The 15,629-nt window shown below is 59.0% G+C and carries 19 protein-coding genes; 10 read left to right on the top strand and 9 right to left on the bottom strand.

Annotated features, from left to right (window positions below; translation table 11 throughout):
• Nucleotides 1-48 precede the first annotated feature (48 nt).
• The gene (locus H6A25_RS10120) at nucleotides 49-249 is read right to left on the bottom strand and encodes a hypothetical protein (RefSeq protein ID WP_204752006.1); all 201 of its coding nucleotides are present in this window, start codon (nucleotides 247-249) and stop codon (nucleotides 49-51) included.
• Nucleotides 250-273: 24 nt separating this feature from the next.
• Here H6A25_RS10120 and H6A25_RS10115 point away from each other — a divergent pair, with 24 nt between their 5' ends.
• Nucleotides 274-780: a hypothetical protein gene (locus H6A25_RS10115; protein WP_204752005.1), complete on the top strand. Its 507-nt coding sequence runs from the start codon at nucleotides 274-276 to the stop codon at nucleotides 778-780.
• Nucleotides 781-822: 42 nt separating this feature from the next.
• On the opposite strand, the gene H6A25_RS10110 is transcribed toward H6A25_RS10115, so the two are convergent.
• Nucleotides 823-1,497, bottom strand: a complete 675-nt coding sequence (locus H6A25_RS10110; protein WP_204752004.1) for a YczE/YyaS/YitT family protein — start codon at nucleotides 1,495-1,497, stop codon at nucleotides 823-825.
• 350 nt (nucleotides 1,498-1,847) lie between these two features.
• Here H6A25_RS10110 and H6A25_RS10105 point away from each other — a divergent pair, with 350 nt between their 5' ends.
• Nucleotides 1,848-2,378 carry a hypothetical protein gene (locus H6A25_RS10105; RefSeq protein WP_204752003.1) on the top strand — a complete coding sequence of 177 codons (531 nt, stop codon included), beginning with the start codon at nucleotides 1,848-1,850 and terminating at the stop codon, nucleotides 2,376-2,378.
• Nucleotides 2,379-2,607: 229 nt separating this feature from the next.
• Here the strand turns inward: H6A25_RS10105 and H6A25_RS10100 are convergent, their stop codons facing one another.
• The 4 genes from H6A25_RS10100 to H6A25_RS10085 form a co-directional block, all read right to left on the bottom strand.
• On the bottom strand, nucleotides 2,608-3,537 hold the full coding sequence (locus H6A25_RS10100) for an AEC family transporter (RefSeq protein WP_204752002.1): 930 nt from the start codon (nucleotides 3,535-3,537) through the stop codon (nucleotides 2,608-2,610).
• Nucleotides 3,538-3,930: 393 nt separating this feature from the next.
• On the bottom strand, nucleotides 3,931-4,674 hold the full coding sequence (locus H6A25_RS10095; protein ID WP_204752001.1) for a MetQ/NlpA family ABC transporter substrate-binding protein: 744 nt from the start codon (nucleotides 4,672-4,674) through the stop codon (nucleotides 3,931-3,933).
• A 72-nt stretch (nucleotides 4,675-4,746) separates the two neighbouring features.
• Nucleotides 4,747-5,424 carry a methionine ABC transporter permease gene (locus tag H6A25_RS10090; protein WP_204752000.1) on the bottom strand — a complete coding sequence of 226 codons (678 nt, stop codon included), beginning with the start codon at nucleotides 5,422-5,424 and terminating at the stop codon, nucleotides 4,747-4,749.
• Nucleotides 5,424-6,155, bottom strand: coding sequence for a methionine ABC transporter ATP-binding protein (locus H6A25_RS10085; protein ID WP_204751999.1), 732 nt, complete (start codon nucleotides 6,153-6,155; stop codon nucleotides 5,424-5,426). The genes H6A25_RS10090 and H6A25_RS10085 overlap by 1 nt, the downstream gene beginning before the upstream one ends.
• A gap of 580 nt (nucleotides 6,156-6,735) precedes the next feature.
• Here H6A25_RS10085 and rpsF point away from each other — a divergent pair.
• The 3 genes from rpsF to rpsR are packed head-to-tail and all read left to right on the top strand — an operon-like array spanning nucleotide 6,736 to nucleotide 7,753.
• Nucleotides 6,736-7,029 carry a 30S ribosomal protein S6 gene (rpsF, locus tag H6A25_RS10080; RefSeq protein ID WP_204751998.1) on the top strand — a complete coding sequence of 98 codons (294 nt, stop codon included), beginning with the start codon at nucleotides 6,736-6,738 and terminating at the stop codon, nucleotides 7,027-7,029.
• Between the two features lie 25 nt (nucleotides 7,030-7,054).
• Entirely contained in the window at nucleotides 7,055-7,474 is a 420-nt protein-coding gene (locus H6A25_RS10075) for a single-stranded DNA-binding protein (RefSeq protein WP_204751997.1), read from the top strand.
• Between the two features lie 30 nt (nucleotides 7,475-7,504).
• Nucleotides 7,505-7,753: a 30S ribosomal protein S18 gene (gene rpsR / locus H6A25_RS10070; RefSeq protein ID WP_204751996.1), complete on the top strand. Its 249-nt coding sequence runs from the start codon at nucleotides 7,505-7,507 to the stop codon at nucleotides 7,751-7,753.
• 782 nt (nucleotides 7,754-8,535) lie between these two features.
• Here rpsR and H6A25_RS10065 read toward each other — a convergent pair.
• Nucleotides 8,536-9,441 carry an alpha/beta fold hydrolase gene (locus H6A25_RS10065; RefSeq protein WP_204751995.1) on the bottom strand — a complete coding sequence of 302 codons (906 nt, stop codon included), beginning with the start codon at nucleotides 9,439-9,441 and terminating at the stop codon, nucleotides 8,536-8,538.
• 352 nt (nucleotides 9,442-9,793) lie between these two features.
• Here H6A25_RS10065 and H6A25_RS10060 point away from each other — a divergent pair, with 352 nt between their 5' ends.
• The 5 genes from H6A25_RS10060 to H6A25_RS10040 all read left to right on the top strand — a co-directional run bounded on the left by H6A25_RS10060 (nucleotide 9,794) and on the right by H6A25_RS10040 (nucleotide 13,746).
• Entirely contained in the window at nucleotides 9,794-10,831 is a 1,038-nt protein-coding gene (locus H6A25_RS10060; protein ID WP_204751994.1) for an NADH:flavin oxidoreductase, read from the top strand.
• A gap of 102 nt (nucleotides 10,832-10,933) precedes the next feature.
• On the top strand, nucleotides 10,934-11,839 hold the full coding sequence (locus H6A25_RS10055; protein ID WP_204751993.1) for a GDSL-type esterase/lipase family protein: 906 nt from the start codon (nucleotides 10,934-10,936) through the stop codon (nucleotides 11,837-11,839).
• 8 nt (nucleotides 11,840-11,847) lie between these two features.
• Entirely contained in the window at nucleotides 11,848-12,336 is a 489-nt protein-coding gene (locus H6A25_RS10050; protein ID WP_204751992.1) for a DUF4358 domain-containing protein, read from the top strand.
• A 29-nt stretch (nucleotides 12,337-12,365) separates the two neighbouring features.
• Nucleotides 12,366-12,878, top strand: coding sequence for an RNA polymerase sigma factor (locus H6A25_RS10045; RefSeq protein WP_204751991.1), 513 nt, complete (start codon nucleotides 12,366-12,368; stop codon nucleotides 12,876-12,878).
• Nucleotides 12,865-13,746, top strand: a complete 882-nt coding sequence (locus H6A25_RS10040) for a DUF3298 and DUF4163 domain-containing protein (RefSeq protein ID WP_204751990.1) — start codon at nucleotides 12,865-12,867, stop codon at nucleotides 13,744-13,746. Before H6A25_RS10045 ends, H6A25_RS10040 begins: the two co-directional genes overlap by 14 nt.
• A gap of 143 nt (nucleotides 13,747-13,889) precedes the next feature.
• Here H6A25_RS10040 and H6A25_RS10035 read toward each other — a convergent pair whose 3' ends face one another.
• Together H6A25_RS10035 and alr are read right to left on the bottom strand one after the other, a co-directional pair.
• Nucleotides 13,890-14,375 (bottom strand): NUDIX hydrolase, encoded by a 486-nt coding sequence (locus H6A25_RS10035; protein ID WP_204751989.1) that lies wholly within the window; start codon nucleotides 14,373-14,375, stop codon nucleotides 13,890-13,892.
• 63 nt (nucleotides 14,376-14,438) lie between these two features.
• Nucleotides 14,439-15,566 (bottom strand): alanine racemase, encoded by a 1,128-nt coding sequence (gene alr / locus H6A25_RS10030; protein WP_204751988.1) that lies wholly within the window; start codon nucleotides 15,564-15,566, stop codon nucleotides 14,439-14,441.
• Between the last annotated feature and the right edge of the window lie 63 nt (nucleotides 15,567-15,629).

Here is a 15,629-nt window from a genome sequence, read left to right as displayed (position 1 = left end):
AGGATCGTGATCCCTATGAAATGGGGAATGGCTATCTGCAAGAAAAAATCATTTTGGCTTCTCATTGTGTTGGTCTATCTGATCCGCCTTCTGTCTAGTGCTGCCAAGCTCATCATACAGGGCGGAGGAACGGACATTGCGCTCCTTTTTTCCGCCATGGCGCGCAATCTCCCGGCAGTGCTTCCCTTTTTTCTGCTGCTCCACCTCATTGCTTTTCTGTTGACGGCGGCTTTTTTCATCCTGTCCCATTCCATCCGGCATGGGGAGAAAAATATGCCTTACAAGGAGATTCTTGCGGCGTCTTTTCCCATCGCCGTTCTACTGGCCCTTGCCGTGCAAATTTTCCTGGCACAGCAGTTTGACCTGCTCTTCCTTCTGCTGCTCATTTATTCTCTCTCCCTCAATATAAAATACGGAAAGGTCTATCGGAAGACGCCGGAATGCCATACCCCCCAGGTGCGGAGCAAGCTGGCCGCCGGGATCGTGCTCAGCCTGCTGATCAACCTGGTCTTTGCATTCCAGATCCTGGTGAACAGCCAGATCCGGGGCGTGGTTGGCCATGAAACATTCATCAAAGGTGTCCACTATACCTACAATGAGGACGGCTCCCTGCGTTACCGACGGGACGGCTCTTTGGATCTGGATACCGACTGGGGCCGCCGGAATGTCTATGGCTCCCGGATCAATTATTCCCTCTTCCTCTATCCTGCCGCAAGCATCGGCCTGTGGGCTTTCCTGCGGCCGGTTCCCGCCCGGCCCTCCTCTAAAGACCAGGACTAGACATTTTCCCCCGCCGCCTAAGCGGAGCCATTCCGGCTCTTTTTACCGGCTTACGGCACCCTTTTCCGGGATGCACTGGCGCAGGGTATCTTTGAAGGTATCGTGGCGCACCGCCTTTACATCGAAATGCACCAGGCGGAAAACCACCTGCATCACAGGCCCGCCTAGCAGGGTGAATACCACCGTGCCCAGCCCCACCTGGCCCCCCAGGAGGAAGCCCAGCACCAACGCCACCCCTTCCACGGTGGCCCGGCAAAGGCCCACCGGTTTTCCGGTGCGGCGGGTGAGGATGACCATCAGGCTGTCACGGGGCCCGGCGCCCATGGCGGCGCCGATGTAGAGCCAGATGCCCAAAGCCATCAGCACCATGCCGCAGAAACCATAGAGAAGCCCCGGCAGGAATGCGCCGCTCATTTTGGGAATCAGTCCCGCTTCCAGCACCAGGTCAATGAGCAGGCCGATGACGAAGATATTCAGCAGCGTGCCGAAGCCCAGCCGCTCTTTGCAAAGGAAATCCACCACCACGATCAGAAGGCCCACGGCCATGGAGGCCTGGCCATAGGTGAGGGGCGTCTGACGGGAGATGCCGTCGTGGAGGGCATCCCATGGCCCCAGGCCGATGTTGGCCTGTTTCATAAAGACGCTGGCCAGCGCCAGCAGAAAAAACCCCACGAACAAGATGACAAACCGTTTCCCTAAATCCTTCCATCTTCCCATTGTTTTTCCCCTTTTCTCTGTGGTTTACTCCCCCCAGCATACCATATTCCCCGCTTTCCTGCAAGGCAGCGTGACGCTGCACCCATACTGCGCTGCCGCGCTGAGCAACAGAACCGGGGCCGGTTGTGTACCATAAGGCAAAGAAAAGCCCCCCTTGTGCAAAGGGGGGTGGCGGCTTGCGCCGCCGGGGGGATTGGTGGCGACCCGCCACGGCATCAGACCGGCCTAAGCGTTATGATCGGGTGCGGCAGCACCGCCTGGCCGTCCGGACACCGGACCGGCGTCACGCCGCTTGACGGTTTGACCGGGTTATAGTATACTAAACTCATAAAAAGAAAGGGGGACTCCCTATGAAACGGATGAAACGGAAATGGATCATTTTCGCCCTGCTCACGGTAGTGGTGCTGGGGGCCGTCACCGCCGTTCAGTACCGCTGGTGGCAGCAGGACAGGAGCGTCCCCACGCCAAAGGATGGGGAGTATTACCTGGTCAATGCCTCATGCTATGAACGGGACGCAGACAAAGGCGAGCCGCTGGGCAAGATCCCCCTGGCCCCGGAGGACACAAAGACGGTCACTCAGTTCCTCCAAAGCCTGAAACCCACCTGGGAGGACGGCGATAACCCGGCGGCTGTTCCCTTTGGCCAGTCCGACGGCATCTGGCTGGAAACCGGGGACGGCCGGTACCTGATCACTCTGTTTTCCCAGGACACCTCCCCCGCCCCCCGCTGCCTGATCACCCAGGGTGAAGGGGAAGATACCCGCCAGTGGGTGTGCCAGGCCCCCGATGCCGATGCCTTCCGGCAGATGCGGCAGTTGATCCAGGATTACCCCGGCGCTGTCCAGTGGTATTTCGAATATGGCGAGTATCTGGAAGCGTAACGCAAGCACACAAAAAAGCCGCCCCTTCGGGCGGCTTTTTTACTGTGTAACTCATTGAACCAGGGCCGGTTGTGTGCAATGGGGCAAAGAGAGTATGGCCGTGGCGGCCACGGGACCAGCGTGACGCTGGACCCATACTGCGCTGCCGCGCTGAGCAACAGCACGAAGGCTGGTTGCATGATCGGGTGCGGGAGCACCCCTTGACTGCCCAGGCACTGGGCCACCGGACTCACGCTGTCCACAAATATTCGGCGGCGGCGATGAGCAGGGGCATGGTAATGGCGGAAAGCAGGGTGGTCACAGCCACGATCCGGGTGCTGAACAGATAATCGGTGTCGAACATCTGGGCCATCATGGCGGAGATCACGCCGCTGGGTGCGGCGATGCCGATCACCAGAGCCATGGCCACGGTGCGCTGGGCCCCCAGGAAATAGAGCACCGCCATGGACAGTAGCGGCGCCACGATCAGCTTGAGGAAGGAGAGGATATACACCGTCTTGTCCTTCAGGCAGGAGAACACCCTGGCCTGGGAAAGATAGACCCCCAGCACCAGCATGGCCAGGGGCGTGTTCAGGCTGCCCAGGTAGTCCACCGCCTGGAAAATGGGCCCGGGGAGCTTCCAGGGGGAACAGAAGAGCAGGATGCCGCCGAAGAGGGCCAGGGTGCCGGGATTCATCAGGATGCGGTAGAAATTCACCTGCCGGTTGCCCCGGAGCATACTCACCCCATAGGTCCAGGCCAGAAGGGTGGCGGTGACGATGCTGGCCGAGCCCAGAAACACCCCCTGGGAGCCCAGAAGGGCCTGGAGCAAGGGGATGGCCATAAATCCGTTGTTGGAGAAGATGACGCACATTCGTGCATCCCGGGCATAGGGCTTTTTGCTTTTGCCGTAAAACAGGGTCATCATCCCAATGACCACCACAAAGGTAACAAAGGCGAACCCGAAGGCCCCCAGCAGGCTCAGGGCCTCTTTTTTGTCAAAGGGGCGCTGGTAGGAGGTGATGAGCACCGCCGGGGTGACGATGTTGAGCAGCAGCGCAGAAAGCTGGCGGGTGCCCCCATCGTCCAGGATCTTCTTCTTATATAATAGGTGTCCCACAAACATCAAAAGAAACATGACTACGATCTGATTGATGATGGTTGATGCAGTCCCACCCATCTTCCTTCCTCCCTTTTTCCCTCAAAATCACTAAATTGCTGCCTTTTCATTCTACCCCCTCCCCTCTCCCCCTGTCAAGCAGCGTGACGCTGCACCCATACTGCGCTGCCGCGCCCGGCAACAGAACCAGAGCCCGTTGTGTGCAATCCGGCAAAGAGAGCTACGGCTGTCCGGCTACCGGACCCGTCCGGACACCGGACCGCTGCCGCGCCCGGCAACAGAACCAGGGCCGGTTGTATGAACCAGGGCAAAGAAAAACATGGGAGCGGCGGCTCGCCGTCCCCCCTTCACAGGGGAGCTTTTTCCTATGCACTTTGCTAAGATTGCACCATAGCCCCTTCCAGGGCTGGCTAGCCAGCCCTGGACCACCTAAGCCCGCAACGCATACAGCCTTCAGCGAGTTTTGGGTGCAGCGTCACGCTGCCGAATGGCCACAATGTTTGAGAAGGTCTGGGCTGCCTGGCTGCTACTGCTTTCGCTCACCAGCAGCTGATCCACCACATCCCCTTCCAGGGCATAGTTGCCGTTGATCACCCCAATGTCCAGATCGGCAAGGCTCCGGGGCAGAATGGCGGCTTCCAGCTCCACCAGCTGCAATTTCAGCGGGTTCTCCTCAATGTCCTGGGCGGTGGCCGTCAGCCCGGCCCCCTCTTTCAGGGTAATCAGCCCCTCCTGTTCCAGAAGCTGCAAAGCCCGGGCCTCGTTGGTGGAGTCGGAGGGCACGCCCACCTGAGCTCCCTCGGGCAGGTCCTTCAGATCGCCGCATTTCCCGGCGTAAATGCCCATGGCCTCAAAATGCACCGTCCCCAAAGATTCCAGATGGGTGCCGTTTTCCTCATTGAAATTGTCCAGATAGGGCTTGTGCTGAAAGAAGTTGGCGTCCAGCTCCCCATTTTCCAGCGCCTGGTTGGGCAGGATGTAGTCGGTGAACTCCTGGATCTCCAGCTGGATGCCCTCTTTTTCCAGAATGGGCGCCGCCTGCTGGAGGATCTCCCCGTGGGGCGAGGGGCTGGCCCCCACCTTCAGCACCACCTGATCCCCTTCCTGGGACTCTGCTTCCTGCTGGGCGCAGCCCCCCAGAGCCAGAATGCCTGCCACACACAAAGCGGTAACGGGAACCAAATTCTTCTTTTTCATCGTAATTTCCTCCAAAATAGTGTTTAGTTTATGATTATTTCGTAATTTCTTCCAAACAAAGGGGCGATATATCTACCGCACCCGCTCCTCCATCCGCCGGGCCACAAGGGCGCACCCCCTCTGAAGCAGCTGCACAAAGAGGATGAGCAGCACCAGAGTGGCCATCATCACCCCGTATTCATACCGGTGATAGCCATAGCGGATGGCGATATCCCCCAGACCACCGGCGCCCACGGCTCCGGCCATGGCGGAATAGGCGGTGAGGGTCACGCCGGTGATGGCCAGCCCCCGCACCAGGGCGGGAGCGGCTTCGGGCAGAAGCACCCGCCAGGCGGTTTGCAGGGGCGTGGCTCCCCAGGCCCGGGCGCTTTCCACCAGATTGGGGGGAACCTGAGCCAGGGCGCTTTCCACCAGCCGGGCCACAAAGGGGGCCGCTCCTGCCACCAGGGGCACCAAAGCCGCCCAGGGGCCGATGGTGGTCCCCGCCACCAACCGGGTGAAGGGGATGAGGGCCAGCATCAGGATGAGGAAGGGCACCGACCGGCCCACATCGGTGATGGCGCCCAGCAGAGCATGGAGCCTTTTGCGCCGGTGCATCCCGCCGGGGGCGGTGAGGGTCAGCAGCACCCCCAAGGGCAGGCCCAGGGCATAGGAGCAAAATAAAGCCCCGAAGGTCATCAGGCAGGTCTCCCCCAGCCCTTGCCACAGCATGGGGGCGTATGCATGGAAAAATCCCGCCAACGCTCCCATTACAAAGCCCCCCTTTCCAGGGGTGCAAAGGGCTGGAAAGCCCCTTCCAGCACCTGGGCCGTCCGGCCCACTTGGGTCAGCTTTCCCTCCCGCAGCAGGGCGGTGTGGGGGCAAAGGGCCCGGGCCGCGTTCATGTCGTGGGTGATCACCGCCATGGTCACGCCTCCCTCATTGATCTGGCGCAAAAGCTCCAGGATCTCCCCGGCGCTCTGAGGGTCCAGGGCGCTGGTGGGCTCATCGCAAAGCAGCAGCCGGGGCTTTTGACAGAGGGCCCGGGCGATGGCCGCCCGCTGCCGCTGTCCGCCGGAAAGCTGGGCGGGATAGGCTCCGGCCTTGTGGGCGATGCCTGCCTGCCAAAGACTCTCCTCCACCCGCTGGGCGATTTCCTGCCGGGGCAGCCTCTGCATCTGAAGGGGCAGAGCGGCATTCTGGGCCACAGTGCGGCGGGAGAGCAAACGGCAGTCCTGAAAAACGGTGGCGATCTGCTGCCGGGCATGGCGTTTTTCCCTGGGGGAGCTTTGGGCAAAGCACACCCCATCCAGCACCACCCGTCCCCGGGTGGGCTCTTCCAGCAAGGCCATCAGCCGCAGCAATGTGCTTTTCCCCGCGCCGCTGGGGCCCACGATGCCCCAGCACTCCCCCTCCCCCAGGGTAAAGGACACCCCGCTGAGGGCCTGCACCGGGCCCTCCCCTGATGCATAGCATTTTTCCACTTGTTCCAATGCGATCAACTTGGTTCCTCCTTTTCTCCTTCCCCGGCGGGTTCACACAGCCGGGGCCCGGAGGGGGAACAAAAAAAGCTCCCGCCCTCCAGGATGACTGAATCCTGTTAAGGGCGAGAGCCAAAAGCTTCCGCGTTACCACCTTCATTCACGCCGGCCTCACGACCAGGCGCCTCTTCGGGTGCGGGCCGAAAAAAGGCCGATACCCTATTGCTGTAACGGGCAAACCCGTCGCCGCCTAAGGGAATGTTTCCCCTCGGGGCGCGACTCCGAGACCATCTTCGCCACCTGCTCCCTTTGCCCGTTTTCAGCTGCCCGGGCTCTCTGTCAAAAGGTCTCTAAGCGGTTACTCTTCTCTTCGCTGTCTTTGCGCTGCTGTGAATTTGTCACCCAGTATACGCCGGAAAAAGGGGAAAAGCAAAGAGTTTTTTTCACAAATTTCATCCGATTTTCACAGGATATATTGTGCAAAGAGCCGGAAAGAAAAAATGTGCTTGACTTTCGGGTGCGCAGAGGATAATATTCTAGTGTTATCCTTGTCCGCAGGGAGTACTGCGGGCCATAAGTCCAAAAGGAGGTGCGATTTATTATGCCGAAGATCACAGGCAAGTACGAGACCGTATTCATCGTGGATGTCAACCTGGGCGAAGAGAACATTGCCGCTATGGTCGAGAAGTTCAAGACTCTCATCGAAAATAACGGCACTGTGACCAATGTCAACGAGTGGGGCAAGCGCCGTCTGGCCTATCCCATCAACGACATGAACGAAGGCTACTATGTTCTCATCGAGTTTGAGAGCAAGCCCGAATTCCCCCACGAGCTGGACCGTATCTACAACATCACCGACGGCATCATGCGTTCGTTGATCGTCGCCCAGAACTAAAGAGGGCGGAAGGAGCGTTGTTATCATGCTGAACAAAGCGATTCTGATGGGTCGGCTCACCGCCGATCCGGAACTGCGTCACACCCAGAGCAATATCCCGGTCACATCCTTCACCCTTGCGGTGGACCGTACATTCGGTCAGGATAAGCAGACCGATTTCCTGGATATCGTGGCCTGGCGGAACACAGCGGAGTTTGTGTCCAAATGGTTCCGCAAAGGGATGCTGGTGGCCGTTTCCGGCCGGATCCAGACCCGTACCTGGGAGGATAAGCAGGGCAACAAACGCAAATCGGTGGAAGTAGTAGCGGACGAAGCTTTCTTCGCTGAATCCAAGAAGGACAGCGCCCCGCGCTCGGGGAGTGACGCCCCTGTTCCCTTTGATCTGCCCCCTGTGGGCGGCGACTTTGCGGAGCTGGGCCCGGATGACAGCGAACTTCCCTTCTAACCCAATTTTCGAAAAAGGAGGACATCCCAAATGGCCAATGAAACCAGAAGCGAGCGGCCCATGAGAGAGCGCCGCCGCAGAAAAGTTTGCCAGTTCTGCGTGGACAAAGTGGAGCACATCGACTATAAGGACACTGCCAAACTGCGCAAGTATATCAGCGACCGGGCCAAGATCCTGCCCCGCCGCATGACCGGCACCTGTGCCATGCACCAGCGTCAGCTGACCGAAGCCATCAAGCGCGCCCGTCACCTGGCTCTGCTGCCCTACACTGCCGACTAAGTGAGCCAGAGCCTTTGCTGCGGCAAAGGCCCGCAATAAAAACAAGCCCTACGGAATTTTTCCGTAGGGCTTGTTTTTTTGCTATTGGCGGCGTGTTATTTTGGCATAAAGCCAAAATAACTTGCAAATCGGTAGCCGACGCCGCCGCTGGCTCTCGGGGAAAAACTAGGTTTTTCCCCGACCTTTTTCGCGCCCCAGGCGGGGCAGCGTGACGCTGCACCCATACTGCGCTCCCGCGCTAAGCCGGTTGTGTCCATCCAGGCAAAGAGAGTTACGCCAGCGGCGGCTCGCCGCAGCCCCCCTTGTGCAAAGGGGGGACAGCATGGCAAGGCCATGCTGGGGGGATTGTAAGGCCCATTGCATCCAACCGGCCTTTTCTGCGGCACTCCGCCAGGATTGCAGGGCAGCTTTTCCCGGCGTTGGCTGGCCAGCGCCGGAGCAGGAGTGCCAACAAAGCATACAGCCTGGGAGAGTTTTGGCCGTCCGGCCACCGGACCAGCGTGACGCTGCACCCATACTGCGCTCCCGCGCTAAGCCGGTTGTGTCCATCCAGGCAAAGAGAGTTTTGCCAGCGGCGGCTCGCCGCAGCCCCCCTTGTGCAAAAGGGGGACAGCATGGCAAGGCCATGCAGGGGGGATTGTAAGGCCCATTGCATCCAACCGGCCTTTTCTGCGCCTCGCCGCCAGGATTGCACATTGGCCCCTTTCCAGGCGTTGGCTGGCCAGCGCCGGAACAATAGGCCGAGCAACGCATCCCCACCGGAGACAGGAACGGGTCCAGCGTCACGCTGGCAAAAATCGGAGTACATCCTGATAGACCTGCTCCCGGTTTATTTCGTTCAGCACCTCGTGACGGGCGCCGGGATAGAGCTTGCACTCCACATGGTGCAGCCCGGCCCGGCGGTAGTTTTCCGCCACCTGCCGTACGCCCTTTCCGTAAGCCCCCACCGGGTCTTTGTCCCCGCTGATGAGCAGCAGAGGCAGATCGGGGGTCTGCCGGAAGGTCTCCCACCGGTTCGCCCTGGCGATGGCAGAAAACAGATCCCCGAACCCCTTGGTGGTGAAGGTAAAGCCGCAGAGGGGGTCGGTGATGTAATCGGCCACCCGCTCTTCATCCCGGCTCAGCCAGTCAAAGGGGGTGCGGGGGTTTTCAATCCCCCGGTTGAAGCTGCCGAAGGCCAACCGGTCCACCAGCCGGTTGGGGCTTCCTCCCCCCTTCCGGCACAGCGCCCCCATCAGGGCCGCCCCGGCCTGCTTGCCGCCGGTACCGCTGAGAATGGCCCCCTGCAGCTCCTTCCCGTACCGGGTCAGATAAAGCCGCAGAGCAAAGGAGCCCATGCTGTGACCCAGAAAGAAGGCGGGTATGCCCGGATACTTGCCCTGCATATAAATAGCCATCAGATGCAGGTCGGTCACCAGCAGGTCAAACCCCTTTTTCGGGGCAAAATACCCCAGTTCTTCTTTGGTGCGGGCGGTTTTGCCGTGACCCATGTGGTCGCAGCCAAAGGCGATGTACCCATTTTTCGCCAGAAAATCCATGAACTCCCGGTAGCGGCCCATGTGCTCAGCCATGCCGTGGGCGATCTGCACCATTCCCCGGGGCCGGTGGGGTACATAGGCCACGCCATAGACCTGCTGCCGCCCTCCCGCCGAGGGAAACCGGTGTTCCAATATTTTATAATTTTCCATATTTCTTTCCTCTCCTGGTGGTTTCTTCTCCTTTTTTTCCATGGGTCAAAAAATTTTTCTGTTTTTTGGCCCAGGGGTCCCTTCCCCTTTGCTTTGGGGTGTGATATACTGTATAAAATGGTCGTACAATGTGGATTTTTCTGTCCTCCCGCCCCATGTATTCCGGCGGGTCTGAAAACATTATACCATGACGCCAATGCGGCATGGTATATTGGCCATGTTTTCGGTTGTCCCGGAAACGGGACGAGAAAACGGCCGCAAAAATCCGGTATAATAACCGCTTTGCGGTTATTATACCATATTCATTATAACATACTCATCCAGGGAAAAAACACCGATTAGGAGGATTTTTGTGACATCGCTCTTCACCCCCTTGCATCTGGGGGGACTTTCTTTGAAAAACAGAGCCGTCCGCTCGGCCACCCAGGACGATCTGGGCACTGCCCAGGGCCAGATGACCCGGCAGGAATTGGCTCTTTACACCCTTTTGGCCCGGCAGAATGTGGGGCTGATTTTCAGCGCCCATTGTTATGTATCCCCGGAGGGCAAGGCCTCTCCCCTGCAAAACGGCCTGGACAGCGAAAAAAATCTGCCCATGCTCCGGAAAATCGCCCAGAGCGTCCATGGAGAAGGGGCCTGCATGGCCATGCAGATCAGCCACGCCGGCCTGAAGGCCCCCGGCGGCAAAGGCCCCTCGGACTTTTCCCTCCAGGAGCTGGAAAACTTAAAACAGGCTTTCGTCCGCAGCGCCCTTTATGCCAAAGAAGCAGGGATGGATGGGGTGCAGCTCCATCTGGCCCATGGCTATCTGCTCTCCCAGTTCCTCTCCCCGCTGGAAAACAGCCGGCAGGATGCATACGGCGGCAGCGGCGAAAACCGCATCCGCTTCCCTCTGGAAGTGCTGCGTGCTCTGCGGCAGGCCTGCGGCAATGACTTTCCCCTGTTCATCAAGGTCAACTGCAACCTGCCCCAGCCCGGGCTGGAAGAAGAATACGAGCAGGAGCTGCTTCTCCTTCTGGAAGAATGCAAAAAACTGGGCGTCCTGGCCGCCGAGATCAGCGGCTGCAATTTCCGGGCCTTCCCCCCTTCCGCCGGGCCTTACTATCTGAAGCAGGCCCAAGCGCTGCAAAAGGCCGGCCTGCCCCTGATTCTGGTGGGGGGCATCCGCTCGGGCAATGACGCCCAGGCCTGCCTGGATGCAGGCTTCCCCCTGGTGTCTTTCTGCCGTCCCTTTGTGTGTGAGCCGGAATTTCTGCAGAAGGTGCAAAAAAATCCTTCCCACCGTGCCCCCTGCATCGGCTGCGGCCAATGCTTCCGCCAGCTTTCTTCCCACGGCCGCCTTTGCCCTCTCCGGGAACAAGGGGCCGACCAGGCTTTGCTGGCCCTGTAAAAAAATTTCCCTCTTTTTTTCACCGGGGGCAAACTTTTTGTCCCCGGTGTCCGTCTAATCAATCAGAAAGAGACAGCCACAACGGTTTTGGAGATACATGCTATGAAAAAAACCTTACGCGCTCGCCGTCGCCGCCGGCGCCGGGCTTTGCTGGCAGCAGTGGCGCTGCTTTTGTGCCTGGGCGGGGTGAGCCTTGTTTCCGCCATCGTCCGCCTTCCTGTCCATTCGGTGCCCGATGCCCCGGACACCACCACCGAACCGGAGGAACCATCCCCGGACGGCGAAGAAAATACCCAAGAAAAAGAAGTCTCCCCGGAAGACGGGGAACAAACCGACACCTTCCAGCAGGAGATCCCCCAGGAGGAAGAACCCTCTCCCCCGCCGGAGACCCCTTATGACTATTCCCAGCCGGTGCCTGAAAGCGCCCCGGGAGCCGAAGGGGACTTTCAGAACAGTCTGTTCATCGGCAACTCCATCACCGACGGCATCGCCCGCTACGGCATCATCCCCGGCGCCACGGTCTATGCCAAAAACGGCCTGACGGTAACCAATGCCCTCACCGAACCGGTGGTGGTTTCCGGCTCGGGCCGCATCTCGGTGGAGCAGGCCCTTGGGAGCCGGCAGTTTGACCGGATCTATCTGATGTTCGGCATGAATGAGCTGGGCTTTGGCAGCGAAAAGCAGTTTATCACCCGGTACAGTGCTCTCATCGACCGGCTGTGGGCCATGCAGCCCTCGGCCACCATCTATGTGCAGAGCATTCTGCCGGTGACCGCCGAGCGTTCCCAGAAGGATTCCACTTTCAACATTCCCAGGCTCCAGCATTTCAATGAGCTGATCCGGCAGATGTGCGCCGAAAAGCACGCTCTGTTCCTGGACGCCCACAGCGCCCTTTGCGATGAACAAGGCGCTCTGCCCGCTGAGTATTCTTCCGACGGCATCCATATCACCAAGGAGGCCTATGGCATTTGGTTTTCCTATGTGAACACCCATATCTGGGGGAGGTAATGAAACCCATGTTCAAGATAAAATCCCGGGCGGTTTTCGCCCTTTGCCTTCTGCCCGCCCTGTGCCTGGGCGGCTGCCAGAAGAAAGAAGCAGAAGCCAAAAACCCCGACCCCTCAAAGCTTGCCAGCCAGCTTCTGGAGGGCATCTCCTTCCAGGATAAGCTGGAGGAGACCGACAAGGACGCCGCTCTCACGGTGCTGGGGCTGGAAAGCTATGAAAGCAAGGTAAATGACTGCGCCATTTACCTGGGCACCGGGGCCACCGCAGAGGAAGTGGTGGTGCTCCAGACCGGCGATGAAAAAGGCGCCCAGGAAATCCGCACAGTGCTGAAAGAAAACCATCTGAACAGGCTGAAAGAGGATTTTCAGAACTATGTCCCCACCGAAGTGCCCAAGATCGAGGACGCCGCATTGTATGCCAAGGGGCAGACGGTAGCGCTGTGCGTCTCTTCGGACAGCGACAAAGCCCTGGAGATCATGGAAGAGGCCATGGGCTAACCCCCCTTTCACCCCGGCGAGGGCACACCATGAGAAAGAAGGATCAAGGGCTGCGGGACGAATTTATCCAGTTTGTCACCCAGCGTCAACAGGAATTTTACCGTCTGGCCTTTCGCTATACCCATGACCAGGACGGTGCGATGGATGTGGTACAGGAGGCCTTGGAAAAGGCCTTACGAGCCCTGCCCTCTCTGCGCCAGCCGGAATATATGAAGACCTGGTTTTACCGGATTCTGGTCAATGAGAGCCTGACTTATCTGCGAAAAAACAAACGGGAGCTTTTGCCGCTGCAACAGGCGCTGGAGGAATTGCCCGCCCTTCTGCCCCCGGATACCGCCCAGCAGATGGACTTGCACGACGCCATCGACCGGCTGGAGCCCCAGCTGAAAACGGTGGTCATGCTGCGCTTTTTTTCCGACATGAAATTTTCCGAGATCGCTCAGGTCACCGATACCAATATCAACACGGTGAAATCCCGGCTGAAGGCGGCTTTGGGCCGTCTTCGCCTGCATCTGGAGGAGGAAGCCAATGACGCCCCATGAACTGAAAAAACTCCATGAGAGCATTCCTGTGCCCCCGGAGCTGGAAAAAAGGGTGCAGAAGGCCCTGCGGCCCCCCAGGCGGCCCATTCGTTTTGCGGCCCGGACCCTGACGGCCTGCGCCGCCTGTGCTGCGCTGTTTGCCCTGTCGGTCAACCTGTCCCCGGCCTGGGCCGCCAGCTTGTATGAAGTGCCTTTTCTGGGGGATGTGGCCCAGTTTTTCACCTTCCGGGAAAGCCATGAGGTGGACGAAGCCAAGGATATCCAGGTGCGGGTGCCTGCCATCCGCGGCACCGGCGAAAGCCAGCTGGACAAGGAGATCAACCAGCGCATTGCCGACAAGATCGATGAGCTGGAAGAGGAAGCCACCCGCATGGCGGAGGAATATCTCACGGCCTACAACGCTACCAAGCAGCCGGGAGACCCGGATTTCTGGAAAATGAAGGTGGAGATCGACTATCAGATCCACTACACCACCCCGGAAGTGGTGTCCTTTGTGCTCAATTCCACCATCACCGGGGCCAACGCCTACACCCAGCAGTATTTTTATAACGTCGATCTGAAAACCGGGGAAGATCTCACCCTGGAAGGGCTTCTGGGGCCGGATTACATCGACCTGTGCAACCAGGCGGTGAAAGAAGGCATGGCCAAAAAGCTGGCCCAGGACCCGGGAGCCATGTATTATTCCCTGGACAACGAGGACGAGTTTGACGATGAGTTTGCCTTCCGGACCATTGAGCCGGATCAGCCCTTCTATCTCAACGACCAGGGCCAGGTGGTCATCGTGTTCCCCAAATACGCCATCGCCCCCGGTTATATGGGAATCCAGGAATTTACTGTGTCCGGTGTCCGGACAGCCAAAACTCGCTGAAGGCTGTATGCGCTATGAGCCTGAGCGGTCCAGGGCTGGCGAGCCATCCCTGGAAGGGGCTATCATGCAGTCCTGGCCAACTGCATAAAAAGAAAAACTCCCCCATTGGGGGAGTTTTTTTGCCTTTCTCTCCGTTTTATTGCCTAGCGCGGGAGCGCAGTATGGGAGCCCAGGCACTGGGTCAATACACTGCTCACCAGCTTGTCCCCCTGATAGACCAGCTTGAGGGAAAAGAAGGGGGCATCCTCCCGAAGCAGCCGGAGAAACTCCCTGTCCCCTTCCCACAAAGGCAGGGAGAGCACCTTGTCCTTTTCCACCCACTTGAGTTCCCCTTCGTCGCAGGCAGTCAGCTCACCCTCAAAGCCATGGGCGGTGAACAGATGCATATACTCGGTTTCATACCGGTCGGAGACAAAGGTCACAATGCCCCGGAACCGGTACTGGGTCAGGCGCAGGCCGGTCTCCTCCTGCACCTCCCGCAGCAGACAGTCCTGGGGGCTTTCCCCTTCCTCGAACTTCCCCCCTACCCCGATCCACTTGCCGGCGTTTTCATCCTGCTTCTTTTTGTTCCGCAGCAGCATCAGGTATTTCCCCTCCTGCTCCACATAGCAAAGGGTGGTATTTTTCATGGCAAGGCCCTCCTTTTTTTCAAAAAAACCGCCCCCGACCCACCGGCCGGAGGCTGCCCTTCCTTATCTGCGGTAGACCCGCAGCACGATATTGGGGTTGATGGAAGCCAGCAGACTGTGCACGTTCTGCTGCACATGGTCGGCCAGCTGGAACAGAGAAAGCAGCTGCCCCTCATCCCATCCCAGCAGAGTGACTTCATCATAGAGCTGGCAGGGGATGCCGGTGATGTCCACAAAACACTGATCCATGCACACACCCAGGTACCGGGTCCGGTGTCCATGCACCAGCACCGGGCCATAGGTCATGGCCAGATTGCGGTTGAGGCCGGCGCTATACCCCACATCCACCGTGGCCACGGTGGTTTTTTCTTTTGCGATAAAGTGCCGGTTATAGCCCACGCTCTCCCCCGGCTCCAGATCCTTGATGTTGGTGATAAAGGCCCGCCAGGTGGCCGGTTCCTCCACCCCCAGGGGGTTTTCGTGGTTTTTGATATTGCTGTAACCCAGGTACAGGCTGCCGCAGCGCACATGGGTGCAGTAGCTCTCTTCAAACCAGATGGTGGCGCCGGTGTTGGCGGTGTGGATATACTGGGGCTGGATGCCCCGGGCCTGCACCTGGGAAAGTCCCTTCTGGAAGAGGGCGAACTGCTCTTTGGCATATTCGCTCCCCCGCTGTCCGGCGGTGGCATAATGGGTAAAGACCCCCACCACCTCCAGGTTTCCTGCCTGGGCGATATGATCCAGCAATTTTTCCAGATCGGCGCCGGGCTTGACGCCGATGCGTCCCAGGCCGGTTTCGATCTTGATATGTACCTGGCCGGTATGACCGGCATCCCGGCAGGCCCGGCTGAACAGGTCCACCCCTTCTTTGTTGAACACCGTCATCTGAAGGCCGTATTGGGCGGCATAGGGAACGGCATGGGGCGGCAACGCCCCCAGAATCATCAGATCCACCGGGATGCCGGCCTTGCGGATCTGGATGGATTCGGCAATATGGGCGTTGGCTAAAAGGCCCATCCCCATATCGTGCATCAGCCGGGCCACTTCCACGGTACCCAGGCCATAGGCGTTGCCCTTGACCACCGGGATCATGCCGCGCCCCGGGCCGATGTGACGCTGGATGCGCTCCACATTCCGGCGTATCTTGCCCAAGTCCACCTCCAAATAGGAGTTATAATGCTCTAAATTCAAAAAATCACCTCACAAGGGCCAGCGTGACGCTGGACCCGTTCCTCTCTTTGCCTGGGCAAAAAC

The sequence above is a fragment of the Intestinimonas butyriciproducens genome (assembly GCF_016901775.1).
Lineage (GTDB): Bacteria > Bacillota > Clostridia > Oscillospirales > Butyricicoccaceae > Pseudobutyricicoccus.
This window is presented reverse-complemented; position numbering and strand designations above follow the sequence as displayed.

Excerpts from the sequence above, each read along its gene's own strand:
- H6A25_RS10120 (WP_204752006.1), bottom strand. The coding sequence starts at position 249 with ATGGGACAGGATGAAAAAAGCCGCCGTCAACAGAAAAGCAATGAGGTG.
- H6A25_RS10115 (WP_204752005.1), top strand. The coding sequence starts at position 274 with ATGCCTTACAAGGAGATTCTTGCGGCGTCTTTTCCCATCGCCGTTCTA.
- H6A25_RS10110 (WP_204752004.1), bottom strand. The coding sequence starts at position 1,497 with ATGGGAAGATGGAAGGATTTAGGGAAACGGTTTGTCATCTTGTTCGTG.
- H6A25_RS10105 (WP_204752003.1), top strand. The coding sequence starts at position 1,848 with ATGAAACGGATGAAACGGAAATGGATCATTTTCGCCCTGCTCACGGTA.
- H6A25_RS10100 (WP_204752002.1), bottom strand. The coding sequence starts at position 3,537 with ATGGGTGGGACTGCATCAACCATCATCAATCAGATCGTAGTCATGTTT.
- H6A25_RS10095 (WP_204752001.1), bottom strand. The coding sequence starts at position 4,674 with ATGAAAAAGAAGAATTTGGTTCCCGTTACCGCTTTGTGTGTGGCAGGC.
- H6A25_RS10090 (WP_204752000.1), bottom strand. The coding sequence starts at position 5,424 with ATGGGAGCGTTGGCGGGATTTTTCCATGCATACGCCCCCATGCTGTGG.
- rpsF (WP_204751998.1), top strand. The coding sequence starts at position 6,736 with ATGCCGAAGATCACAGGCAAGTACGAGACCGTATTCATCGTGGATGTC.
- H6A25_RS10075 (WP_204751997.1), top strand. The coding sequence starts at position 7,055 with ATGCTGAACAAAGCGATTCTGATGGGTCGGCTCACCGCCGATCCGGAA.
- rpsR (WP_204751996.1), top strand. The coding sequence starts at position 7,505 with ATGGCCAATGAAACCAGAAGCGAGCGGCCCATGAGAGAGCGCCGCCGC.
- H6A25_RS10065 (WP_204751995.1), bottom strand. The coding sequence starts at position 9,441 with ATGGAAAATTATAAAATATTGGAACACCGGTTTCCCTCGGCGGGAGGG.
- H6A25_RS10055 (WP_204751993.1), top strand. The coding sequence starts at position 10,934 with ATGAAAAAAACCTTACGCGCTCGCCGTCGCCGCCGGCGCCGGGCTTTG.
- H6A25_RS10050 (WP_204751992.1), top strand. The coding sequence starts at position 11,848 with ATGTTCAAGATAAAATCCCGGGCGGTTTTCGCCCTTTGCCTTCTGCCC.
- H6A25_RS10045 (WP_204751991.1), top strand. The coding sequence starts at position 12,366 with ATGAGAAAGAAGGATCAAGGGCTGCGGGACGAATTTATCCAGTTTGTC.
- H6A25_RS10040 (WP_204751990.1), top strand. The coding sequence starts at position 12,865 with ATGACGCCCCATGAACTGAAAAAACTCCATGAGAGCATTCCTGTGCCC.
- H6A25_RS10035 (WP_204751989.1), bottom strand. The coding sequence starts at position 14,375 with ATGAAAAATACCACCCTTTGCTATGTGGAGCAGGAGGGGAAATACCTG.